14 protein-coding genes are annotated in these 17143 nt (G+C 36.8%); 5 read left to right on the top strand and 9 right to left on the bottom strand.

Features of this window, described 5'->3' with window-relative positions:
• Nucleotides 1-289: 289 nt before the first annotated feature.
• From HNQ34_RS12080 to HNQ34_RS12070, 3 genes are all read right to left on the bottom strand, one after another.
• A complete protein-coding gene (locus HNQ34_RS12080; protein ID WP_183254892.1) occupies nucleotides 290-1291 on the bottom strand; it encodes a LacI family DNA-binding transcriptional regulator in 1002 nt (333 codons plus the stop codon).
• Between the two features lie 702 nt (nucleotides 1292-1993).
• Nucleotides 1994-3574 carry a gamma-glutamyltransferase gene (gene ggt, locus HNQ34_RS12075; RefSeq protein ID WP_183254890.1) on the bottom strand — a complete coding sequence of 527 codons (1581 nt, stop codon included), beginning with the start codon at nucleotides 3572-3574 and terminating at the stop codon, nucleotides 1994-1996.
• Nucleotides 3571-4803, bottom strand: a complete 1233-nt coding sequence (locus HNQ34_RS12070; protein WP_183254888.1) for an MFS transporter — start codon at nucleotides 4801-4803, stop codon at nucleotides 3571-3573. Before HNQ34_RS12070 ends, ggt begins: the two co-directional genes overlap by 4 nt.
• A 219-nt stretch (nucleotides 4804-5022) precedes the next feature.
• Between HNQ34_RS12070 and HNQ34_RS12065 the strand changes: the two genes are divergently transcribed.
• Genes HNQ34_RS12065 through HNQ34_RS12055 form a run of 3 tightly spaced genes read left to right on the top strand, consistent with a single transcriptional unit; the run spans nucleotide 5023 to nucleotide 6638 of the window.
• Nucleotides 5023-5499: an Lrp/AsnC family transcriptional regulator gene (locus tag HNQ34_RS12065; protein ID WP_183254886.1), complete on the top strand. Its 477-nt coding sequence runs from the start codon at nucleotides 5023-5025 to the stop codon at nucleotides 5497-5499.
• 24 nt (nucleotides 5500-5523) lie between these two features.
• Complete coding sequence (locus tag HNQ34_RS12060) at nucleotides 5524-6102, top strand: chromate transporter (RefSeq protein WP_337959703.1); 579 nt, start codon at nucleotides 5524-5526, stop codon at nucleotides 6100-6102.
• Nucleotides 6099-6638 carry a chromate transporter gene (locus tag HNQ34_RS12055; protein WP_183254884.1) on the top strand — a complete coding sequence of 180 codons (540 nt, stop codon included), beginning with the start codon at nucleotides 6099-6101 and terminating at the stop codon, nucleotides 6636-6638. The genes HNQ34_RS12060 and HNQ34_RS12055 overlap by 4 nt, the downstream gene beginning before the upstream one ends.
• A gap of 207 nt (nucleotides 6639-6845) precedes the next feature.
• Here the strand turns inward: HNQ34_RS12055 and HNQ34_RS12050 are convergent, their stop codons facing one another.
• From HNQ34_RS12050 to allC, 6 genes are all read right to left on the bottom strand, one after another.
• Nucleotides 6846-8216, bottom strand: a complete 1371-nt coding sequence (locus HNQ34_RS12050) for an allantoinase (protein ID WP_183254882.1) — start codon at nucleotides 8214-8216, stop codon at nucleotides 6846-6848.
• A gap of 202 nt (nucleotides 8217-8418) precedes the next feature.
• Nucleotides 8419-9480 carry an ABC transporter substrate-binding protein gene (locus HNQ34_RS12045; RefSeq protein WP_409978373.1) on the bottom strand — a complete coding sequence of 354 codons (1062 nt, stop codon included), beginning with the start codon at nucleotides 9478-9480 and terminating at the stop codon, nucleotides 8419-8421.
• Nucleotides 9481-9501: 21 nt separating this feature from the next.
• A complete protein-coding gene (locus HNQ34_RS12040; protein ID WP_183254878.1) occupies nucleotides 9502-10356 on the bottom strand; it encodes an ABC transporter permease in 855 nt (284 codons plus the stop codon).
• Between the two features lie 9 nt (nucleotides 10357-10365).
• Nucleotides 10366-11088, bottom strand: coding sequence for an ABC transporter ATP-binding protein (locus HNQ34_RS12035; protein ID WP_183254875.1), 723 nt, complete (start codon nucleotides 11086-11088; stop codon nucleotides 10366-10368).
• 214 nt (nucleotides 11089-11302) lie between these two features.
• Nucleotides 11303-12556 (bottom strand): pyridoxal-phosphate-dependent aminotransferase family protein, encoded by a 1254-nt coding sequence (locus HNQ34_RS12030; protein ID WP_183254873.1) that lies wholly within the window; start codon nucleotides 12554-12556, stop codon nucleotides 11303-11305.
• A 24-nt stretch (nucleotides 12557-12580) separates the two neighbouring features.
• The gene (gene allC, locus HNQ34_RS12025; RefSeq protein WP_183254871.1) at nucleotides 12581-13822 is read right to left on the bottom strand and encodes an allantoate deiminase; all 1242 of its coding nucleotides are present in this window, start codon (nucleotides 13820-13822) and stop codon (nucleotides 12581-12583) included.
• 144 nt (nucleotides 13823-13966) lie between these two features.
• Between allC and HNQ34_RS12020 the strand changes: the two genes are divergently transcribed.
• Together HNQ34_RS12020 and uraD are read left to right on the top strand one after the other, a co-directional pair.
• The gene (locus HNQ34_RS12020) at nucleotides 13967-15592 is read left to right on the top strand and encodes a PucR family transcriptional regulator (RefSeq protein ID WP_183254870.1); all 1626 of its coding nucleotides are present in this window, start codon (nucleotides 13967-13969) and stop codon (nucleotides 15590-15592) included.
• Between the two features lie 648 nt (nucleotides 15593-16240).
• Nucleotides 16241-16753, top strand: a complete 513-nt coding sequence (gene uraD, locus HNQ34_RS12015; protein WP_246364135.1) for a 2-oxo-4-hydroxy-4-carboxy-5-ureidoimidazoline decarboxylase — start codon at nucleotides 16241-16243, stop codon at nucleotides 16751-16753.
• Nucleotides 16754-17143: the final 390 nt, after the last annotated feature.

Here is a 17143-nt window from a genome sequence, read left to right as displayed (position 1 = left end):
ATTTAAGCATTTGGTTTGAGTAAGCGCTTTCTCTTACAACAGCAATACATTAAATATTAATTCGCTTTTTTATATCCTTTTAATAAAACAAATCGTAGCATCCGTAAATAAGTTTTTTTTTTTTTTTGAGCAAGCGCTTTCTCATTTGTTTTTTATTTTAAATCCTTTCATCCTCTTTTGCAACTATTTTTTCTGAATTTATAAAATTTTTAGTTAAACACAAAAAAAGAAAGAGAAAAAAGAGAGCCTATAAATAGCGGTTCTTCTTTCTTCTCTTTGATTGACAAATCTACAGTTGTTTTGTAGAGTGACGAACAATTAACTCCGGGGGCAAAATGACTCGCTGCTTCATATTTTTTTCTCCTTCTATCTCCCGTATTATGAGATCAACCACTTGCCTCCCCATTTCATCGATCGGCTGTGCCACTGTAGTCAATGGCGGATCCACGATGGTAGCTAATATCGTATTATCAAAACCGACAACTGATAAATCTTCAGGAATACAGAGCCCCATTTCTTTGGCAGCTTGATATACCCCCACCGCAAGCGAATCAAAACAAGCAAAAATAGCCGTCGGTTTTTGTGGTGACCGAAGCAATTCAAACGCCGCTCGCTTACCTGCTTCCATCGAATAATCTGTGTAAATTACCAATCTTTCATCATACTCTAAACCGTTTTCCTGTAACACTTGCCGATACGCTTGAAGGCGGTCTTTGTCACTCGTTCTGTTCAAATTCCCTAACATAATTGCTATTTTTTTATGCCCTAACGACACTAAATGAGAAACAGCTTGATACCCACCTAAAAAATCATCCACTCTTACTACATCAATAGCAAGCTCAGGGATATCTTGCGCAATAAAAGCAATCGGAAAATGCTCGTGCAATAACTCATTCAGCACCGTATAATTTTTCGTCGTTGTCCCGATAATAATCCCATCAACACTTTTCTGCTTGAGCAACGAAAGGTACATTTCTTCCGTTTCTGGATTATTATCCGTGTTGCACATTAAAACATTAAACCCCAACTCTCTTCCGCGGTCTTCCACTTTTCTGGCGATTTCCGCAAAGAAAGGGTTCGCTACATCAGGAATAATAAGTCCGATCGTACGCGTTCGCTTTCCGGTTAAAGCGGAAGCTACCATACTTGGTTGATAATGCAATGTTTCCATCACTTTTAACACTTTTTTTCTCGTTTTTTCACTAATCCGGCCTGTATTATTAATCACTCTCGATACAGTTGAAATAGATACACCGGCCTCTTTAGCGACATCGTAGATTGTTACTTTCATACCTCACCAGTCTTTCCTATACAAATATTTCTATTGTTTTCGTTCATTTTTTGCTCCAATAAAGAAAGCGCTTGCCTTCATCTTGTGTTTTAGTTTACACTTCTTTCGCTTTTTTTTCAATCAGTAAGATAATTTTTACTCATTACAATCTGGGCATACATAAAAAAAGAGCATCTTTCCTGTAGGTTGCTCTAAAAAACATTCTAGGAAAGAAGTGCTCTCTATAAAAAGTATATCCGCCAACAGGCGTGTTGATTAACCCTTAAAAACTAGTTGACATCGCTCTATTCCTAGCTTTTCTGCCATATGATTCTATGTTTTTTTGGTAAAATATTGTACAGAAATTTGATGTACGGTTTGGTTTATCATGAACACAGCAACTACAAAACAAATGAAAAAGATTTCGATACAATGTGGATGTTCTCCGCATGTTACTATTATACATAGATGCAATTTGGAACTTTAACATTTCGTCTTTTATGAAGTAATCGATATTTTTCGACTGTCGGGTGACCGAACAACACCGCTTCCAGACAAATGCCTTTGTCTGTGAAGCGGTTGGTTGTTCGTTCCTCTGTCACGCGAAGGCGTAACGGAGGCAAGTCTGTGACTTGCCTCCGTCAATCGAAAAAATAAGGAGTCTGCTTTTCGTCAACCATAAGTTAAACCTTCCAGTTGTATTTATATACTGTGCAACCATAATTACCACCCAATTGCTGCGCCGTCCCCTCGTGGATCGACCCCTCCGTGTAAAAATCCTTGATCATCGATCAAAATAGCATTGGCATGCCCCATGATTTTATCAACTTTATCAACCACTTTAACGAGATGACCTACTTTACTCATAGTTTGGATAACTTCTTTGTTTACCCGACTTTCTATTTTTAGTTCCTCTGTTTCCTCTCCCCACGTTCTTCCCCACACGAATCTTGGCTCGTTAATTGCGTGTTGGGGATTCATGTCATAATCAATCATTCTCGTAATCATCAAAGTTTGCGTTTGTGGCTGCCCTTCTCCTCCTTGAGTGCCATATAAAATATACGGTTTTTCATCTTTAAACGCCATAGCAGGCATAAGAGTATGGAACGTTCTCTTTCTCGGTTCTAGGCAATTAACATGCGATGAATTAAGAGAAAAGAAAGAACCCCGGTTTTGCATAAGAATGCCTGTATCCCCCGCGACGACACATGAACCAAATTCGAAATATAAGCTTTGAATGAATGACACTGCATTTCCTTCTTCATCTACTACCGCTGCATGAGCAGTATCGCTTCCAACCGGTCGAGTCATTACTCGATCTGCTTTCTTTAAACTAATGGAATGTGCGAGTTCTCTCGCATATGTCTTACTTAATAACTTTTCCAAAGGAATGGAATAAAATTCAGGATCTGTTAATACTTGATTTCGATCTTGAAAACTTTTTTTCAACGATTCCACTAATAAATGATAGTACTCAAAAGAACCGTGAGGAATAGTTTTAAAATCAAAATTTTCTAAAATATTTAACACCATTAATCCTACAAATCCTTGTGAATTAGGTGGTACTTGAAACATTGTATAACCGCGATAAGAGGACGTTAACGGTTCCACCCAATCCCCCTTATGATCAGCAAAATCTTCTTCTGTTAATAATCCCCCTTTTTCTTGAAGGTTATATACGATATGTTTTGCTAATTCGCCTTTGTAGAAATAATCTCTTCCTCTTATCGCCAGTTCTTTTAACGTATTAGCTAAATTTTTCTGAATAAATTTTTCATTTATTTTCGGGACTCGATTATTCGGTAAGAAAATGGATGATGTTTCTGGATATTCACGTAATACATTCACATTTTTCATCGTATTTACATATTGATCTTTTGAAAATGGAAAACCAGAAGAGGCATATTCAATCGCAGGTTCTAGCACATCTGCCAACGAGAGTCTCCCATATTCTTTTATGATTGCATCCCAACTATCGACCATTCCAGGAACTGTGATCACACTTTGAATGCCGCGATAAGGAATCGATGTTAAACCTTCGTATTTCTCGCGTGTAACATTGTAACCCGAACGGCCGCTTCCATTATAGGCGCGCACTTTTTTATCACTTGCACTGTATAAAAGCCAGAAGGAATCTCCCCCAATTCCCGTCATATGGGGGTACACTACAGCTAAACAGGCACTCACAGCTACCGCAGCATCAAAGGCATTTCCACCTTTCCACAAAATCCTATTTCCAGCTATCGAGGCCAAATAATGAGGACTTACAACCATTGTTTTCGTTCCAACAATCGCTTGACTCATATCGCATTCTCTCCCTTTGATTCATAGTTGTCCTTTGTATTCAATATAGAGTTTAAATTTCCTGTAAACATGAATAGAAATGCTCCTAATATTAATAAACTACCTGATAAATAAAAACCAAATTCAATTTTTCCTGTTATATCAGCGAAATAACCCGTAATATAAGGTGCAAAAATAGAGGAAAGCATACCACTAAAATTAAAAAACCCATATACTTTTGAATACATAGAAGACGGCGTCATATCAGCAATATAAGAAATTAATACTGGATCAAGTGCAAGTTTTCCTAGTAAGCCATAAAACACTAACCCCGCAATCATTAATGAATAGTTTTCTGTGTAAGGAATCACAAATTGACAAATAGATCCAGCTAAAGCTAGGAAAATGATAAGTGGCTTTTTATTTTTTATTTTGTCTGAAATATATCCAAAGAAAATCGCTCCTGGAATTGAAGCCCATGGCACTAGCGAGGAAATGATTCCTGTTTGCGAACCATCTATCCCCCTCGCTGTTTGCAAATAGTACGGTAACCAAGTTAGCATCCCAAAAAAACCATATAATGAACAGAATATAAGAATATAAACAAAAATATGATTTTTTGTAAATAACATTTTCAATCCCTGTTTTTCTTGAACTTGAAATTCTTGCTGTTTCTTAGGTTCCGTATGATCACGCACAAACATTCCTATTAGTATAGCAATGATAATTGTTGGTATAGCAAACAAGTAAAAAGAAAATTGCCATCCCTTGTTTAACGTGTAGGTAAAATAGCTAGCTGCTATAAAGCCAAGGGAAATCCCAAAAGCCATTCCACTATTGATTACTGCTGATACAACTCCTCTGTATTTTTTCGGTGTAATATTAGAAGAAATACCATATTGCGACCCATAATACGTACCTTCTCCTAATCCAGTCAATGCTCTCATAAGTAAAAACATACCAAACGAAGAAGCCATTCCACTTAAAAATGTTGTAATTCCAAATAATACATATCCTATCACTAATACTTTCACTCGCCCAAATTTATCGGCTAAAAAACCTGTTGGAATTTGCATCATCGCATACGCTACAAAAAATACGGTAGACATTAATCCTAACTGTGCCTTATTTAATCCCCATTGCTCTCCTATTTCTCCCATTACTGGCGAAAGAATATTTCGATCAGCATACATAAATACCCATCCTAAAAAGAATAAAAAAATAACAAAAGCAGGATGTGTTTTTTTCATCATTATCACCTCTTAAATATTTTTAAAAATTACGAATTCATTATACAAACCTCCTTCAAAAAATTGTTTAATTTTGTAATATTTTTTTACAATGTTTTTTATTCATTTAGAAATTAAATTTTAGTTTTTTTATTGATTTAGAAATTTATAATGTTAATATATTTACTAAAAGAAAGTTTTTTTGATCTATAATTACAAAACGAAAGAGGGGTATGACGCTTGTTTCCGGATTACCACATTCCTAATTTAGACATTGATGAAATTGACAAAAAAATTCTTTCTCGTTTGCATGAAAACAGCCGAATTTCATACACAGATTTAGGAAAGGAAATCGGTTTATCGCGCGTCGCTGTTCAAGCTCGCATTAACAACTTAATCGAAAAGGGTGTGATCGAAAAATTCACCACCGTCATTAATCCAACCAAAATCGGCATTCACGTATCTGCTTTTTTTAATGTGGAAGTAGAACCCCAATATTTAGAAGAAGTTGCAGAACAGCTTGCAAAGGAACATTGTGTCACAAGCTTGTATCATATGACAGGACCAAGCAAGCTACATATGCATGGAATTTTCAAAGACAATCACGAAATGGAAAATTTCTTGACAAAAAAGTTGTATTCGATGCGCGGAGTTGTAAGTGTAGACTGTCAAATCTTAATCAAGCGGTATAAAAGCCGAATGGGCATGAAATTATAAACAACCTAACGAGGAGGAAAAAGAGTGGAAACTTCCTATAGAGATCTGATACTCGCCATGTTACGAACAGGAATTTTTGGCTTTGGTGGGGGGCCATCCGTCATACCGTTAATCCGTTATGAAGCAGTTTCCCGCTATCATTGGCTAAAAGACGAAGAATTTGGCGAAATATTAGCAATTGCTAATACATTGCCCGGCCCCATCGCTACAAAAATGGCGGCTTATTTAGGTTACAAACAAAAAGGGACTATAGGAGCTTTTATTAGTGTCATAGCACATGTTTTACCTACTTGCTTAGCAATGGTGTTGCTATTTACCATGATCAACGTTTTAAGCTATTCCACGGTTATCAAAGGAATGATTTCCGCTGTGATGCCTGTTATTGCAGTTATGCTTGGACAAATGACCTATGAATTCGCTTCGAAAACAGTGAAAGGATTGGGAAAATCTCTAGGTTCTTTACTTTTTGTTATTTCGTTTTTCATGCTACAGATTATTTCTATTCATCCAGCTATCGTTATTGTTTTATTTCTAACTTATGGCGCTATTTATTTTAAGCGAAAAAGCAAATTGTATTCTCAAAATAAGGAGATGTCGTCATGAAGGCTTGGATCAGTTTATTCATAGGGTTTTTTTGGGCTAATGTTCTCGGTTATGGCGGAGGACCATCCTCTATTCCTCTTATGTATGAAGAAATTGTAAATCACTACCGTTGGCTTACGAACAAAGAATTTTCGAATATGCTCGCACTAGGAAATGCGCTGCCTGGCCCTATTGCAACTAAAATTGCTGCATATGTAGGGTATGATGTATATGGGTGGTGGGGCTTTGTTATTGCTTTGTTTGCTACTATATTTCCATCTGCTTTTGCTCTTATTTTTCTTTTGAAAATCGTTCGCCGACATCGACAATCATTAGTTGTAAAAGGAATGACGCTATTCGTTCAACCTGTAATCGCTATTATGATGTTGATATTAACTTGGCAAATGATGAAAGAGTCTATTTTTTCGATCGGTATCGTCCAATCCTTTGCTATTGCGTTTATTTCGTTTCTTGCTTTAGAAAAATGGAATATTCACCCAGCATTCTTAATTATCGCTTCTTTTGCCTATGGAGGACTTATCCTCCCCCATCTATAATGAAACAGCTGCGATAGTAAAGAAACTGACTCAAAAGACCGCTTGATCTTAAACAACGGAATATAATATATACTTACCATTGTTGCGTGCGTATACGTATATGTACCAAAAAAGGATGTCCCACGCTTGGGACACCCTCTGTTTTATCACTTATCAACTTGCGTGACTGAGACTATTAACATCATTGTTAGTAAGTCGTGCTTATGTTCAAACCTTGGACGGAACGCTTCCGGTCACCCAACGGCCCGCAGGAAATAATGCTATTTTTTTTCCTTCGTTATAAATGAGTTTCCCTCTATTAAATGTGGCCATTATTTTACACGGAAACGTATGATTCAAATAAATGCTATGCTTATGCTTCGAATATAAACTCTCTTCCTTAACCGTATAGGATTCTTTTAGACTTATAATGACTAAATCGGCATCGGCTCCTTTTGCAATATTCCCTTTTTTCGGATAAAGCCCAAATCGTTTCGCTGGTCTTTCCGATGTCCATTTTATCATCTTTGGAAAAGGAATATTATACTTTAACGCCAGTTCAATCACAGCCATTAAGGTGAATTGCCCGCCGCTAATCCCTCCCCAAACTTGAAAAAAATTATTGGATAAGTTTTTTTTCAATTCCAACGGTGAAGGAGAATGGTCAGACGATACAAAATCAAACTGATCCGCTAAAAGCAAATCTATAAGCTTCTTTTGCTGAAATGGCTCACGCAAAGGCGGAGCACACTTGGCAACTGCGCCCATCCCACGGACATGTTCATGATGAAAAAGCAGATAATGCGGGCACGTTTCAAGCGTTACGTCCAATCCTCGTTTCTTCGCATCTTGTATTTCTTCAACTGCTTCTTGACTGCTTATATGAACAAAATGCAAAGAACAACCGGTTATTTCAGCGTATGCGATCGCCTTTCGCACCGCCAACCATTCAGCAGCAACAGGTCTTGACTGTAAATAGTCATCTGGGCTATATAGCCCGGATTGTTCTTTCTCCCGCTGCAAAAATTGCACCATTGGACCATCTTCAGCGTGAAGAGCTAATATTTTTTTTAATCCGGCAATAATCTTCATCCCTTGCAGCAACGTGTAATCATTCACTGCTTCAAATTCTTTATTGCCGCTCGGGGATAAAAACGCTTTAAATCCTACAACTCCGTTTTCCGCGAGAGGTGCTAAATCCTGTTCATTTCCCGGAACAAGACCTCCCCATAAACCAAAATCTATGAAAGACTTCGTCTCTCCAATTTTTGCTTTTTCGATAAGCGATGGAACATCAATGGTTGAGGGGATGCCGTTAAGAGGCATATCAAAATAGGTCGTGCATCCTCCTGCTGCAAGCATATAAGATCCAGTGGTAAAACCTTCCCAATCTTCCCGTCCCGGCTCGTTGAAGTGAACGTGCACATCAATCATTCCCGGGAACACATACTGACCTTCCGCATTCCATACAACATTCGCTTCTGTATCGATTTGATCGCTAATTTCCATTATAACTCCATCTTTTATTGCGATACTAACCCGTTTTACGTCGTCATCAAACACAGCATTGCCATTTTTTATAATTACATCGTATTCCATCTATAATTCATCTCCATTTTTATTAACGTGAATTCATGGTATATACCTGTCTAATTCTTAAAAATTCCTTCAAAGCAAACAAATTTTATCACCTCGTCTTTTCACCCTGTAGGTAAAAAGACGGGATCGAGCAACACGTTGACGTTCCATCTTTTCCCATTAGACAAGACGGCGCAAGTTCAGGATTAAACAAATGGAATGATTATTTTACAAGATCAGGTTCCACTTCTTTTAATAACGAAAAATCGATATAGTCTTTTTGATCAGGAATAGTTTGGATATTACCTACCTTCAATAAATACTCCCCTACCTCTTTTCCATTACTTTTATTTAAAAATGAATTATCAACAGCCATACTATATACATTACGATTCATAATTTCCTTTAACTCGCTTTCTTTTAAATGCAACTCCGGAGCTAATATCTTTATAGCTTCTTCTCTGTGTTCGTTAATGTAATTTGTGGCCTTCACTAAGGCTCTAATAATAGCTTTTACGGTATTGGGATTGTCCTTTAGGAAATCATCTGTGACTTGCAGAGTGGTGTGAACACTCATCCAATCGACTTCTTTATTTTTGCCTTCGAAATTATCTTTGGTACCACTGAATAAAAGTTTCCCTCCGCTATTTATAGCTTTTGTTATGAATGGTTCCCACGCAGCCATTACATCAATATCTCCTTTTTCAAGAGCAGTCAAAGCATCACTCGGAGCCAAATTAACAAATTTTATCTTTTTAATATCAACATTGTAATCTTTCGCCATATTTTGAATTGCAATCATTACATCAGCTCCACTAGGAATTCCAATCGTTTTCCCTTCTAAATCTTTTGGGGACTTGATTTTTGAATTCTTTCCAGCTACTACCGCCTGTGTTCCTGCTATTTGTGCAAGAGGGGCTACAATTTTCACCTTTACTCCTGACGAAGCTAAAATAATATCCATAAAATTTGTTTGAAAGCTAACGGGCGCACTTCCTCCAGCAACCATCGGACCAATATCCGGACCACTTTCGATAAGCTGATTAGTAACAGTTAATCCCTCTTCTTTAAAATAACCAAGTTTTTCCGCAATTATTTGTTGTGATGAAATTTGTGCATCTCTAACACCCACTAACGTAACTTCTTTTACTTCCGGCTCATCACTTGCTTTCTGACTACTTTTCTCTGCGCTTGCTCCATTTGTAGACTTGTTTGAGTTACACGCAACCATGGACAAAACTAAAAAAATCATCAAACATAAAGCAAAAATCTTCTTCATCGTCATTCTCCTTTTACATTTTATTTTCTATTTCTCTACAGCATGATGAAAGCCACCAATTCTCCAACTAAGAAGTTTTTTCTCTATTAATTTGAAAACCAATGCAAAAAAGCTATACTCTAGTCCTATTAATACAATAGCAACGTACATATTGAGCATTTTCATGTAATTTCGGGCATCAACAATAATGTACCCCAATCCATTTTTAGCTCCCATCATTTCTGATACTATTAATGCTGAAAACGCTAAACCTAAGCTAATTTGACATCCTGCCATAATAGACGGGAGCGTCGACGGTATAATAATTTTCGTATATATTTGATGTTCTTTTGCGCCTAGGCTTAGTGCAGAACGAATAAAAGAAGAATTTACACTTTTAATGCCATCTAACGTATTAGTCATTACAGGAAAAAAAGTCGTCCATGCAATTAAAACTATTTTTGGTATTTCTCCAATTCCAAACCAAATAATGAATAAAGGTAATAACGCAAGAGCAGGGATTGGCCCTATCATATTAAAAATTGGAGTGAACCAAAATTCTATTTTTTTCATCCTTCCCATTAACAAAGCTATTATTACAGCAAACGATGCCCCGAGTACAAAGCCAATGAAAATTCTGATTGTACTAGACAAAACACTCTGAAATAAAATACCAGATTTATACAACTCCCAACCATTTATTAAAATAAGCGATGGAGGTGGAAAAAACACCGGATTCACAAAGGAAAAGTGCATATTTAATCTTGTAAATCCCTCCCAAATGATAAAAAACATAATGATCGGTAAAGCTTGGAGTTGCTTTTGAAGATCCCATCCTTTTTCTTTTTTTGTATTCGAAGAAACAGCATATGACTTCTCTTGTTTGATAATCGTATTTTCCATAAACTCCTCCTAATTCATAAAATTTTTCTCTATTTCCTCTATCAATATTCGAAACTCAGGATCATGATAGTTTCTTGGACGTGGTAAATCAATTTTATTTTCCACAGCAACTACTCCATTTCTTATAACAATAATTCTATCTGCTAAATAAACAGCCTCTGCTATATCGTGTGTAATAAAAATGATTGTAGGTTTTAGTTCATTCCAAATTCGAATAAGTTCTGAACGCATATTTTCGCGAGTAAACAAATCTAAAGCTCCAAATGGTTCATCCATTAACAATATTTCTGGTTCACCTGCTAAAGCTCTTGCAATGCCAACCCTTTGTTTCATGCCACCAGAGAGTTGCATCGGATAATGGTAAGCATATTCTTGTAAGCCGATTAATTTCAGATAGTTCATAGCTTTTTTTAACGCTTCTTGTTTAGGAACTCCCTGAACGATCGGCCCAAAGGCAATGTTTTCAATAACGGTATACCAAGGAAATAATGCATGATCTTGAAAAACAACTCCCCTCTCCTTAGATGGTTGTGTTACCTTTACTCCATTTACTTTAATAACCCCTTCATCCGGCTTAATAAATCCAGCAAGTAAATTTAGTAAGGTAGATTTTCCACCACCACTATTTCCCAATATACAAACAAACTCATGAGGTTCAACCAAAAGGTTTATCCCCTTTAAAACAAGACGATTATTATAACACTTTTTCACACCTTCGGCCATCAATGTCATATTATCACCCCTTTATTGTTATATTTTATAACATTTAATGTTATTATTTAATTATAAAACTTAACATTTTTATATTCTATCGTTACAATATATAAAATTCCGAAATTTTTTTGGTTAAATCAACTAAAAATTTCATTACTTATAGCAAAAGAAGGTCAACTCCAAAAGCACGATATATTCGTACCCTCGGTTTGACCTTCTTGTAAGAAATCCTTTACCACCCCGCGTTCATTACTTTGCTTTGTTCAACATATACTTTTAACGCTTCTTGCACTCCCTCTCCTCTGTTAACACGAACGCTGTGATATACAAGAACAGCTTCAAGAGCTGTTAACAGCCTGAGAATATTTTCTTTCCGACAGCTATATCCCATCGTTCCGATACGCCATATTTTCCCATGCAACGGACCAAAAGAACTTGCAATTTCAATTCCAAACTCGTGTAAAAGCATACGCCGCACTGACTCCCCATCCACTCCATCCGGTATATTCACACACGTAACTGTCGGGAGTTTCCGTTTTTTATCTCCAAATAAAGATAATCCCATCGCTTCAATCCCTGCTACAAGGGCTCGTTCATGAAGGCGGTGTCGTTCAAATCTCTTTGTTAATCCTTCCCCTAAAATAATCCGTAATCCTTCTCTCAACGCATAAAGCATCGAAGTAGCTTCTGTATGATGATTTAGTCTTCTCGGTCCCCAATAATCCTGAAGTTGACTTAAATCAAAATAATTGCTAATGATTGTTTTCCCAGTAGAAGGAATACTCCTATCTAAGTCTGTTTGGATTCCTCTTTCTACTTTTTTGCGAGACAACACCACTTTTTCCACTCGATCATTATACGTTATCGGAGCCATTCCAGATGGAACAGATATACATTTTTGCGTCCCGCCAATTACCCCATCAAGATACCATTCGTCCACATTCACTTCTGTTCCGCCAATCGTAGCTACCGCATCTACAACAAGAAGGACATCCATTTCTCTACAAAACTCGCCAATTTCTTTAAGAGGCTGCATACAACCAGTCGATGTTTCTCCATGTACTATCGCAACAATCTTCGGTCTCACCTTCTTAATTTCATTAATAACCTCTTTCGGATCAAACACATTCCCCCACTCACATTCTATTGTATAGACATGAGCACCGTATCTTTCACAAATTTCCGCCAACAAATAACCAAAGCGGCCATAAATCGGAATAAGGACTTTATCTCCTTGTTCAATAATACTGCATAACAACGCTTCAATCCCCGCTCTGGACGTTCCATCAATAGGGTAAGCCCACCGATTAGATGTTCGAAACAGCTGACGCAGCATTTCCATTACTTCATTCATAATCGCTGTAAAAGCGGGATCAAATTGACCTAATATGGGACTACTCATCGCTTGCAAAACTCTCGGATCCACTTCTACTGGACCGGGTGTCATAATAGTTCGCAACGGTATTTCAAACCGAGAAAACGACATAACGATTCCCACCCTTTCTATCCGTTAGTAGGCTAATTGATATAAATATTCAATCAAAAACTTAAGACCTCTTTCTAAATCAAGCTTATCCGTAAACTCTTTCGGTGAATGGCTAATCCCTTTATAACTTGGGACAAAAAAGAGAGCAGTCGGACAATAGGCACCAAATACTTGAGAGTCATGTCCCGCTCCGCTAACTAAAAACTCATAAGGCAGATTCTGATGTTTAGCCACTTCTGTTGATATTTTTATTAAATAAGAATCCATCGCAACAGGTTTTACCTTCATCCACTCTTCCGCGATGATATTTACCCCATTTTGATCCGAAACACGTTGTAAATCCTGTGCAATTTCTAAACAAAAATGCTGCAATAAATCCTCATTATGATGACGAACATCTAATGTAAACATGACTTCTCCAGCAATCACGTTAGGGACATTCGGCTTTACTATCATTTTTCCAACAGTAGCCATTACACCAGAACTTTTGGCTTTATCGGCAATCGATGTTATCAGCTGTGAGGCAATAACAATCGCATCTCTTCGGTCCGTCATCGGTGTAGTACCAGCATGGTTGCTTTCACCAATAACCGTTATATTGTACCGGCGCTGTCCCACTATATGACTGACAATACCGAGCGCTTTCCCTTTCTGCTCCAACATTCTCCCCTGCTCAATATGCATTTCAATAAAACATTGAATATCGTTTCTTAGAGGGGATGGAAACTTCCCTACTCCAAAGCCACAGTCTTTCATCGCTTTTATAAAAGGTATACCTTGTGAATCTGTAAGTTCTTGAATTTGTTCAAAAGTATATTTCCCCGTAATAGTTCCCGATCCCCAATACGTAATCGGAAATCGACTTCCTTCTTCTTCGCATAAAGAAACAACCTCAATCGTTTTTTTTGGAGGACCACAATGTTTTAAAAGATATTCCACAGCAAGCAACCCAGAAATAATTCCATAAGAACCGTCATATTTCCCCCCATCTATAACCGTATCAATATGTGAGCCGATTAAAATGACTGACGACGAATCTTCCGTTCCTTCCGCCCTTCCAAATAAATTGCCAACGTCATCATAATATGCGTTTAACCCACATTGATTCATTTTCTCTTTTAATGCTTCCTGAGCGAAAAACCACGACTCACTATATAACAATCTAGTGACCCCACCGTTTTTCGTTTTACCGAACGAAGCAAGCCACTCAATCATTGTTTCTACTTTTTCCCCTAACTGAGATGAGGAGTGTACATGGATCGCCATATCTTCCCTTCTTTCATTATGAGTAATAAAATATAACATGATATGTTAATTTTATATTGATTCTTTTCTGTATTCATTGGTAAAATTGTTATAAATTTTATATATTTTTGTGCAATTTAACTAACACGTCATAGGGGTGAGCGTATGAAAATTTCAGAAATATTATTACATATCCCTTCTTTTCGTAATGCAAAATTAATCGCGGGACATGAAGGGAAAGAAAGGGAAGTATATAGTGTTAACATGATGGACGCTCCTGATATTATCTATTATTTAAAACCAAACGAATTACTCGTTACTACAGCCTATCATCTTAAAGACAAACCGCACGATCTGCTTGAGTTAATCAAAAATATGGGGGAACAACAATGTGCAGGATTAGCTATTAAAACAAAACGATTTTTAGAAGAAATTCCACAAACCGCTCTTGCATATGCTGATAAAATAGGATTCCCTATCATCGAACTACCAATAGACATTTCATTAGGAGAGATCGTCAATCAATCATTAAGTTACATTCTCGATAAACGGACGAACGAATTACTTTTGGCTCTTGAAACGCATCAAAAGTTTACTCATCACATTATGAGCGGCAAAGGATTAGTATCTTTACTCCAAAATTTGTATTCAATGGTTAAATATCCTATTATATTACTAGACAAATATTTTCGCATTATCGCTTCTTCTCATCCGTTCTCTGAAGTTTCTGCCGAGCTTCGGAAATTGCATTCAAATGGGTTTCGCTTTTTTTTACCGAACACTTCTTACTCTTGTTTTTCACTTTTATCTAATCGGGAAACCATTTCTATATTTCCTATCTACACCCACGAAAAAAACAGCGGCTGCTTAGCTATAATCGGCAATATCCCTGTTTCTAACCCGTCCATTACTTTAACAATCGAACAAGCAGCCAACGTTATTTCCTTTGAATTAATGAAAGAAAACGCATTAAAACAATACACAAAAAAAGTTCGTAACGAATTTTTTATTAATTTTACAGAAGGATCGTTCCAATCTAAAGAAGAAGTGGCAATTAAAGCAAAAGAATTTCAGATTATCAACGACCAATCTTATATTTGTACCATTGGAAAACTGGATGAGAATAAAGCAACGTTAAGCTTCACTCAATCCCATAAAGAAATCGATACTATTTTTGAGTTTATAGAAGAAGAAAGTCATCTTTTTTTTAAATCTATCCATCACTTTACGAAAGGGAACATTTGTATTTTATTGTTTCCAGCAATAGAATCTTGGACAGATCTTAGCACCGTCATTCTCCCTTTCCTTCAAGAACTGCAGCTTAAAATAAAAAATAGATATGATCGAACTGTATCTTTCGGAATCAGCAATCTTTGTCAACAATTTTTAGACGTTCAAAAAGGATTCAAAGAAGCGTTAGAGGCACTTGAAACCGGCTACCTTTCTGGGAATCGTTCGTTTATTCAAATTTATCGAAGAAAAAATGTTTCCGAGCTATTACAAATGATTCCAATCCAAGACTTGAAAGATTTTTACGATGAAACGTTACAAAAATTAGCGGATGCATCAATAAACCAAAACGAATCCGAAATGTTGTTGCATACGTTATTTTTATTTCTAGAAAATCATTGCCAAATTTCAGAAACGGCAAAGAAACTATATGTTCACCGAAATACGGTCATTTATCGTTTAGAAAAATGCGAAGAACTAATCGGAAAAAGTCTAAAAGATCCCGACACAACCTTTCGTCTTCGGTTAGCGTTTCGCATTAAAAACTTACTTCATTTATAATGAAAATCAGGCGTGTTGATTAACCAATAAAAACCAATTGAGATGGCTCTATTCCTAGCTTTTCTGCCATAGTCGGCAAGCGAATCGCTTGCCGACTGGGCATGCTATGCGCATGCCCTCCTCGAACAATGAACGCTTTGCGGGCAAATAAATTTGCCCGCTGGCGTTCTTGTTCGAGGGATGTGGCAGAAAAGCTTGTGTTCAGCCATACGATCTGTATTTTTTAAGTAAACATCCATGAGTAACCCAGGCATGAAAATAGCCGTTCATGGACCCGTTATTTTCACAGAAAAATAATGGATAATCAACACTCATGAATGAAAATAAAAATTGTTAGATTTTATAACATTCATATTTCTATATCACTGAATACTATGACAACCTTTATGCAATGTGTCAATTATCTTAAAAAAAATTATATAATTTAACTAATGACACTTATAACGCTTTGTTTTATTATGTTATATAAAATAACATAGTAATGTAATAATTAGAATGTAGGAGGAGATGTCATTAAGCAAAAAAAGTATTATATCAGAAACCATCGCTGCCGCTTTCATGACGTTGCTTAATCTTTTGCCGAAGCAAAAGCGAGCCGTCAATAACACTTTAACAGCAGCTACAAAATCGTAAGGGAAGGAGAAACCAATGAGATTGCAACAATTAAACGAAATGAGTGCTTCTGAATTCATTAACCTGTTAAAAGGAGTGTTTGAGCATTCGCCATGGGTGGCAGAACAAGCGGAGCGATATCGTCCATTTTCCACTTTTCAATCTCTATACGATAAAATGGTAGAAATTGTCGAAACCGCTTCAGAAAACGAAAAATTAACATTAATTAGAATGCATCCACATCTAGGCACTAGCGCTAAAGTGACGGATTTCTCACAAAAGGAGCAGAAAAACGCCGGATTAAACGGACTCACAGAGGAAGAACGTCATCACCTTATGTCGCTCAACCAGCAATACATCGATAAGTTTGCTTTTCCTTTTGTCATGGCTGTTCGCGGAAAAACGAAAAATGATATTTATGCATCGATACAAGAAAGATTAAAAAACGATTATCAAACGGAATTCCAACAAGCATTAGAGGAAATAAAAAAAATTGCGCTGTTTCGTTTGCAAGAAATAATCAATGAGAGAGATGATTTTTATGACTAGTAGCAAAGAAAGAGTCATGTATTATGGAAAAGGAGATGTATTTGCCTACCGCACATATTTAAAGCCATTGACAGGGATAAAGTTCATTCCCGAATCCTCGTTTTTTGGTCGAAGCAATATTATTTTTAGAATAAATGTAAAATTACAGAACATGGGATAAAATTGTCGAGGAAATCCCTAGTTCACAAGGCAAAGTATATACTGAACCACGGCCGCCATATGGGTTCCAATGTTTTACCGTTACACAATAAGACTTGCAGCTAGGCGTGTTGATTAACCAATAAAAACAATTTGTCATCGCTCTATTCCTAGCTTTTCTGCCGTTGTCGGCAAACGAACCGTTTGCCGACTGGGCATGCTGTACGCATGCCCTCCTCGAACAATGAACGC

The sequence above is a fragment of the Anoxybacteroides tepidamans genome (assembly GCF_014201465.1).
Classification (GTDB): Bacteria; Bacillota; Bacilli; order Bacillales; family Anoxybacillaceae; genus Anoxybacteroides; species Anoxybacteroides tepidamans.
This window is presented reverse-complemented; position numbering and strand designations above follow the sequence as displayed.

Coding starts and splice junctions, on each gene's coding strand:
- HNQ34_RS12080 (WP_183254892.1), bottom strand. CDS start 1,291: ATGAAAGTAACAATCTACGATGTCGCTAAAGAGGCCGGTGTATCTATT.
- ggt (WP_183254890.1), bottom strand. CDS start 3,574: ATGAGTCAAGCGATTGTTGGAACGAAAACAATGGTTGTAAGTCCTCAT.
- HNQ34_RS12070 (WP_183254888.1), bottom strand. CDS start 4,803: ATGAAAAAAACACATCCTGCTTTTGTTATTTTTTTATTCTTTTTAGGA.
- HNQ34_RS12055 (WP_183254884.1), top strand. CDS start 6,099: ATGAAGGCTTGGATCAGTTTATTCATAGGGTTTTTTTGGGCTAATGTT.
- HNQ34_RS12050 (WP_183254882.1), bottom strand. CDS start 8,216: ATGGAATACGATGTAATTATAAAAAATGGCAATGCTGTGTTTGATGAC.
- HNQ34_RS12045 (WP_409978373.1), bottom strand. CDS start 9,480: ATGACGATGAAGAAGATTTTTGCTTTATGTTTGATGATTTTTTTAGTT.
- HNQ34_RS12040 (WP_183254878.1), bottom strand. CDS start 10,356: ATGGAAAATACGATTATCAAACAAGAGAAGTCATATGCTGTTTCTTCG.
- HNQ34_RS12035 (WP_183254875.1), bottom strand. CDS start 11,088: ATGACATTGATGGCCGAAGGTGTGAAAAAGTGTTATAATAATCGTCTT.
- HNQ34_RS12030 (WP_183254873.1), bottom strand. CDS start 12,556: ATGTCGTTTTCTCGGTTTGAAATACCGTTGCGAACTATTATGACACCC.
- allC (WP_183254871.1), bottom strand. CDS start 13,822: ATGGCGATCCATGTACACTCCTCATCTCAGTTAGGGGAAAAAGTAGAA.
- HNQ34_RS12020 (WP_183254870.1), top strand. CDS start 13,967: ATGAAAATTTCAGAAATATTATTACATATCCCTTCTTTTCGTAATGCA.
- uraD (WP_246364135.1), top strand. CDS start 16,241: ATGAGATTGCAACAATTAAACGAAATGAGTGCTTCTGAATTCATTAAC.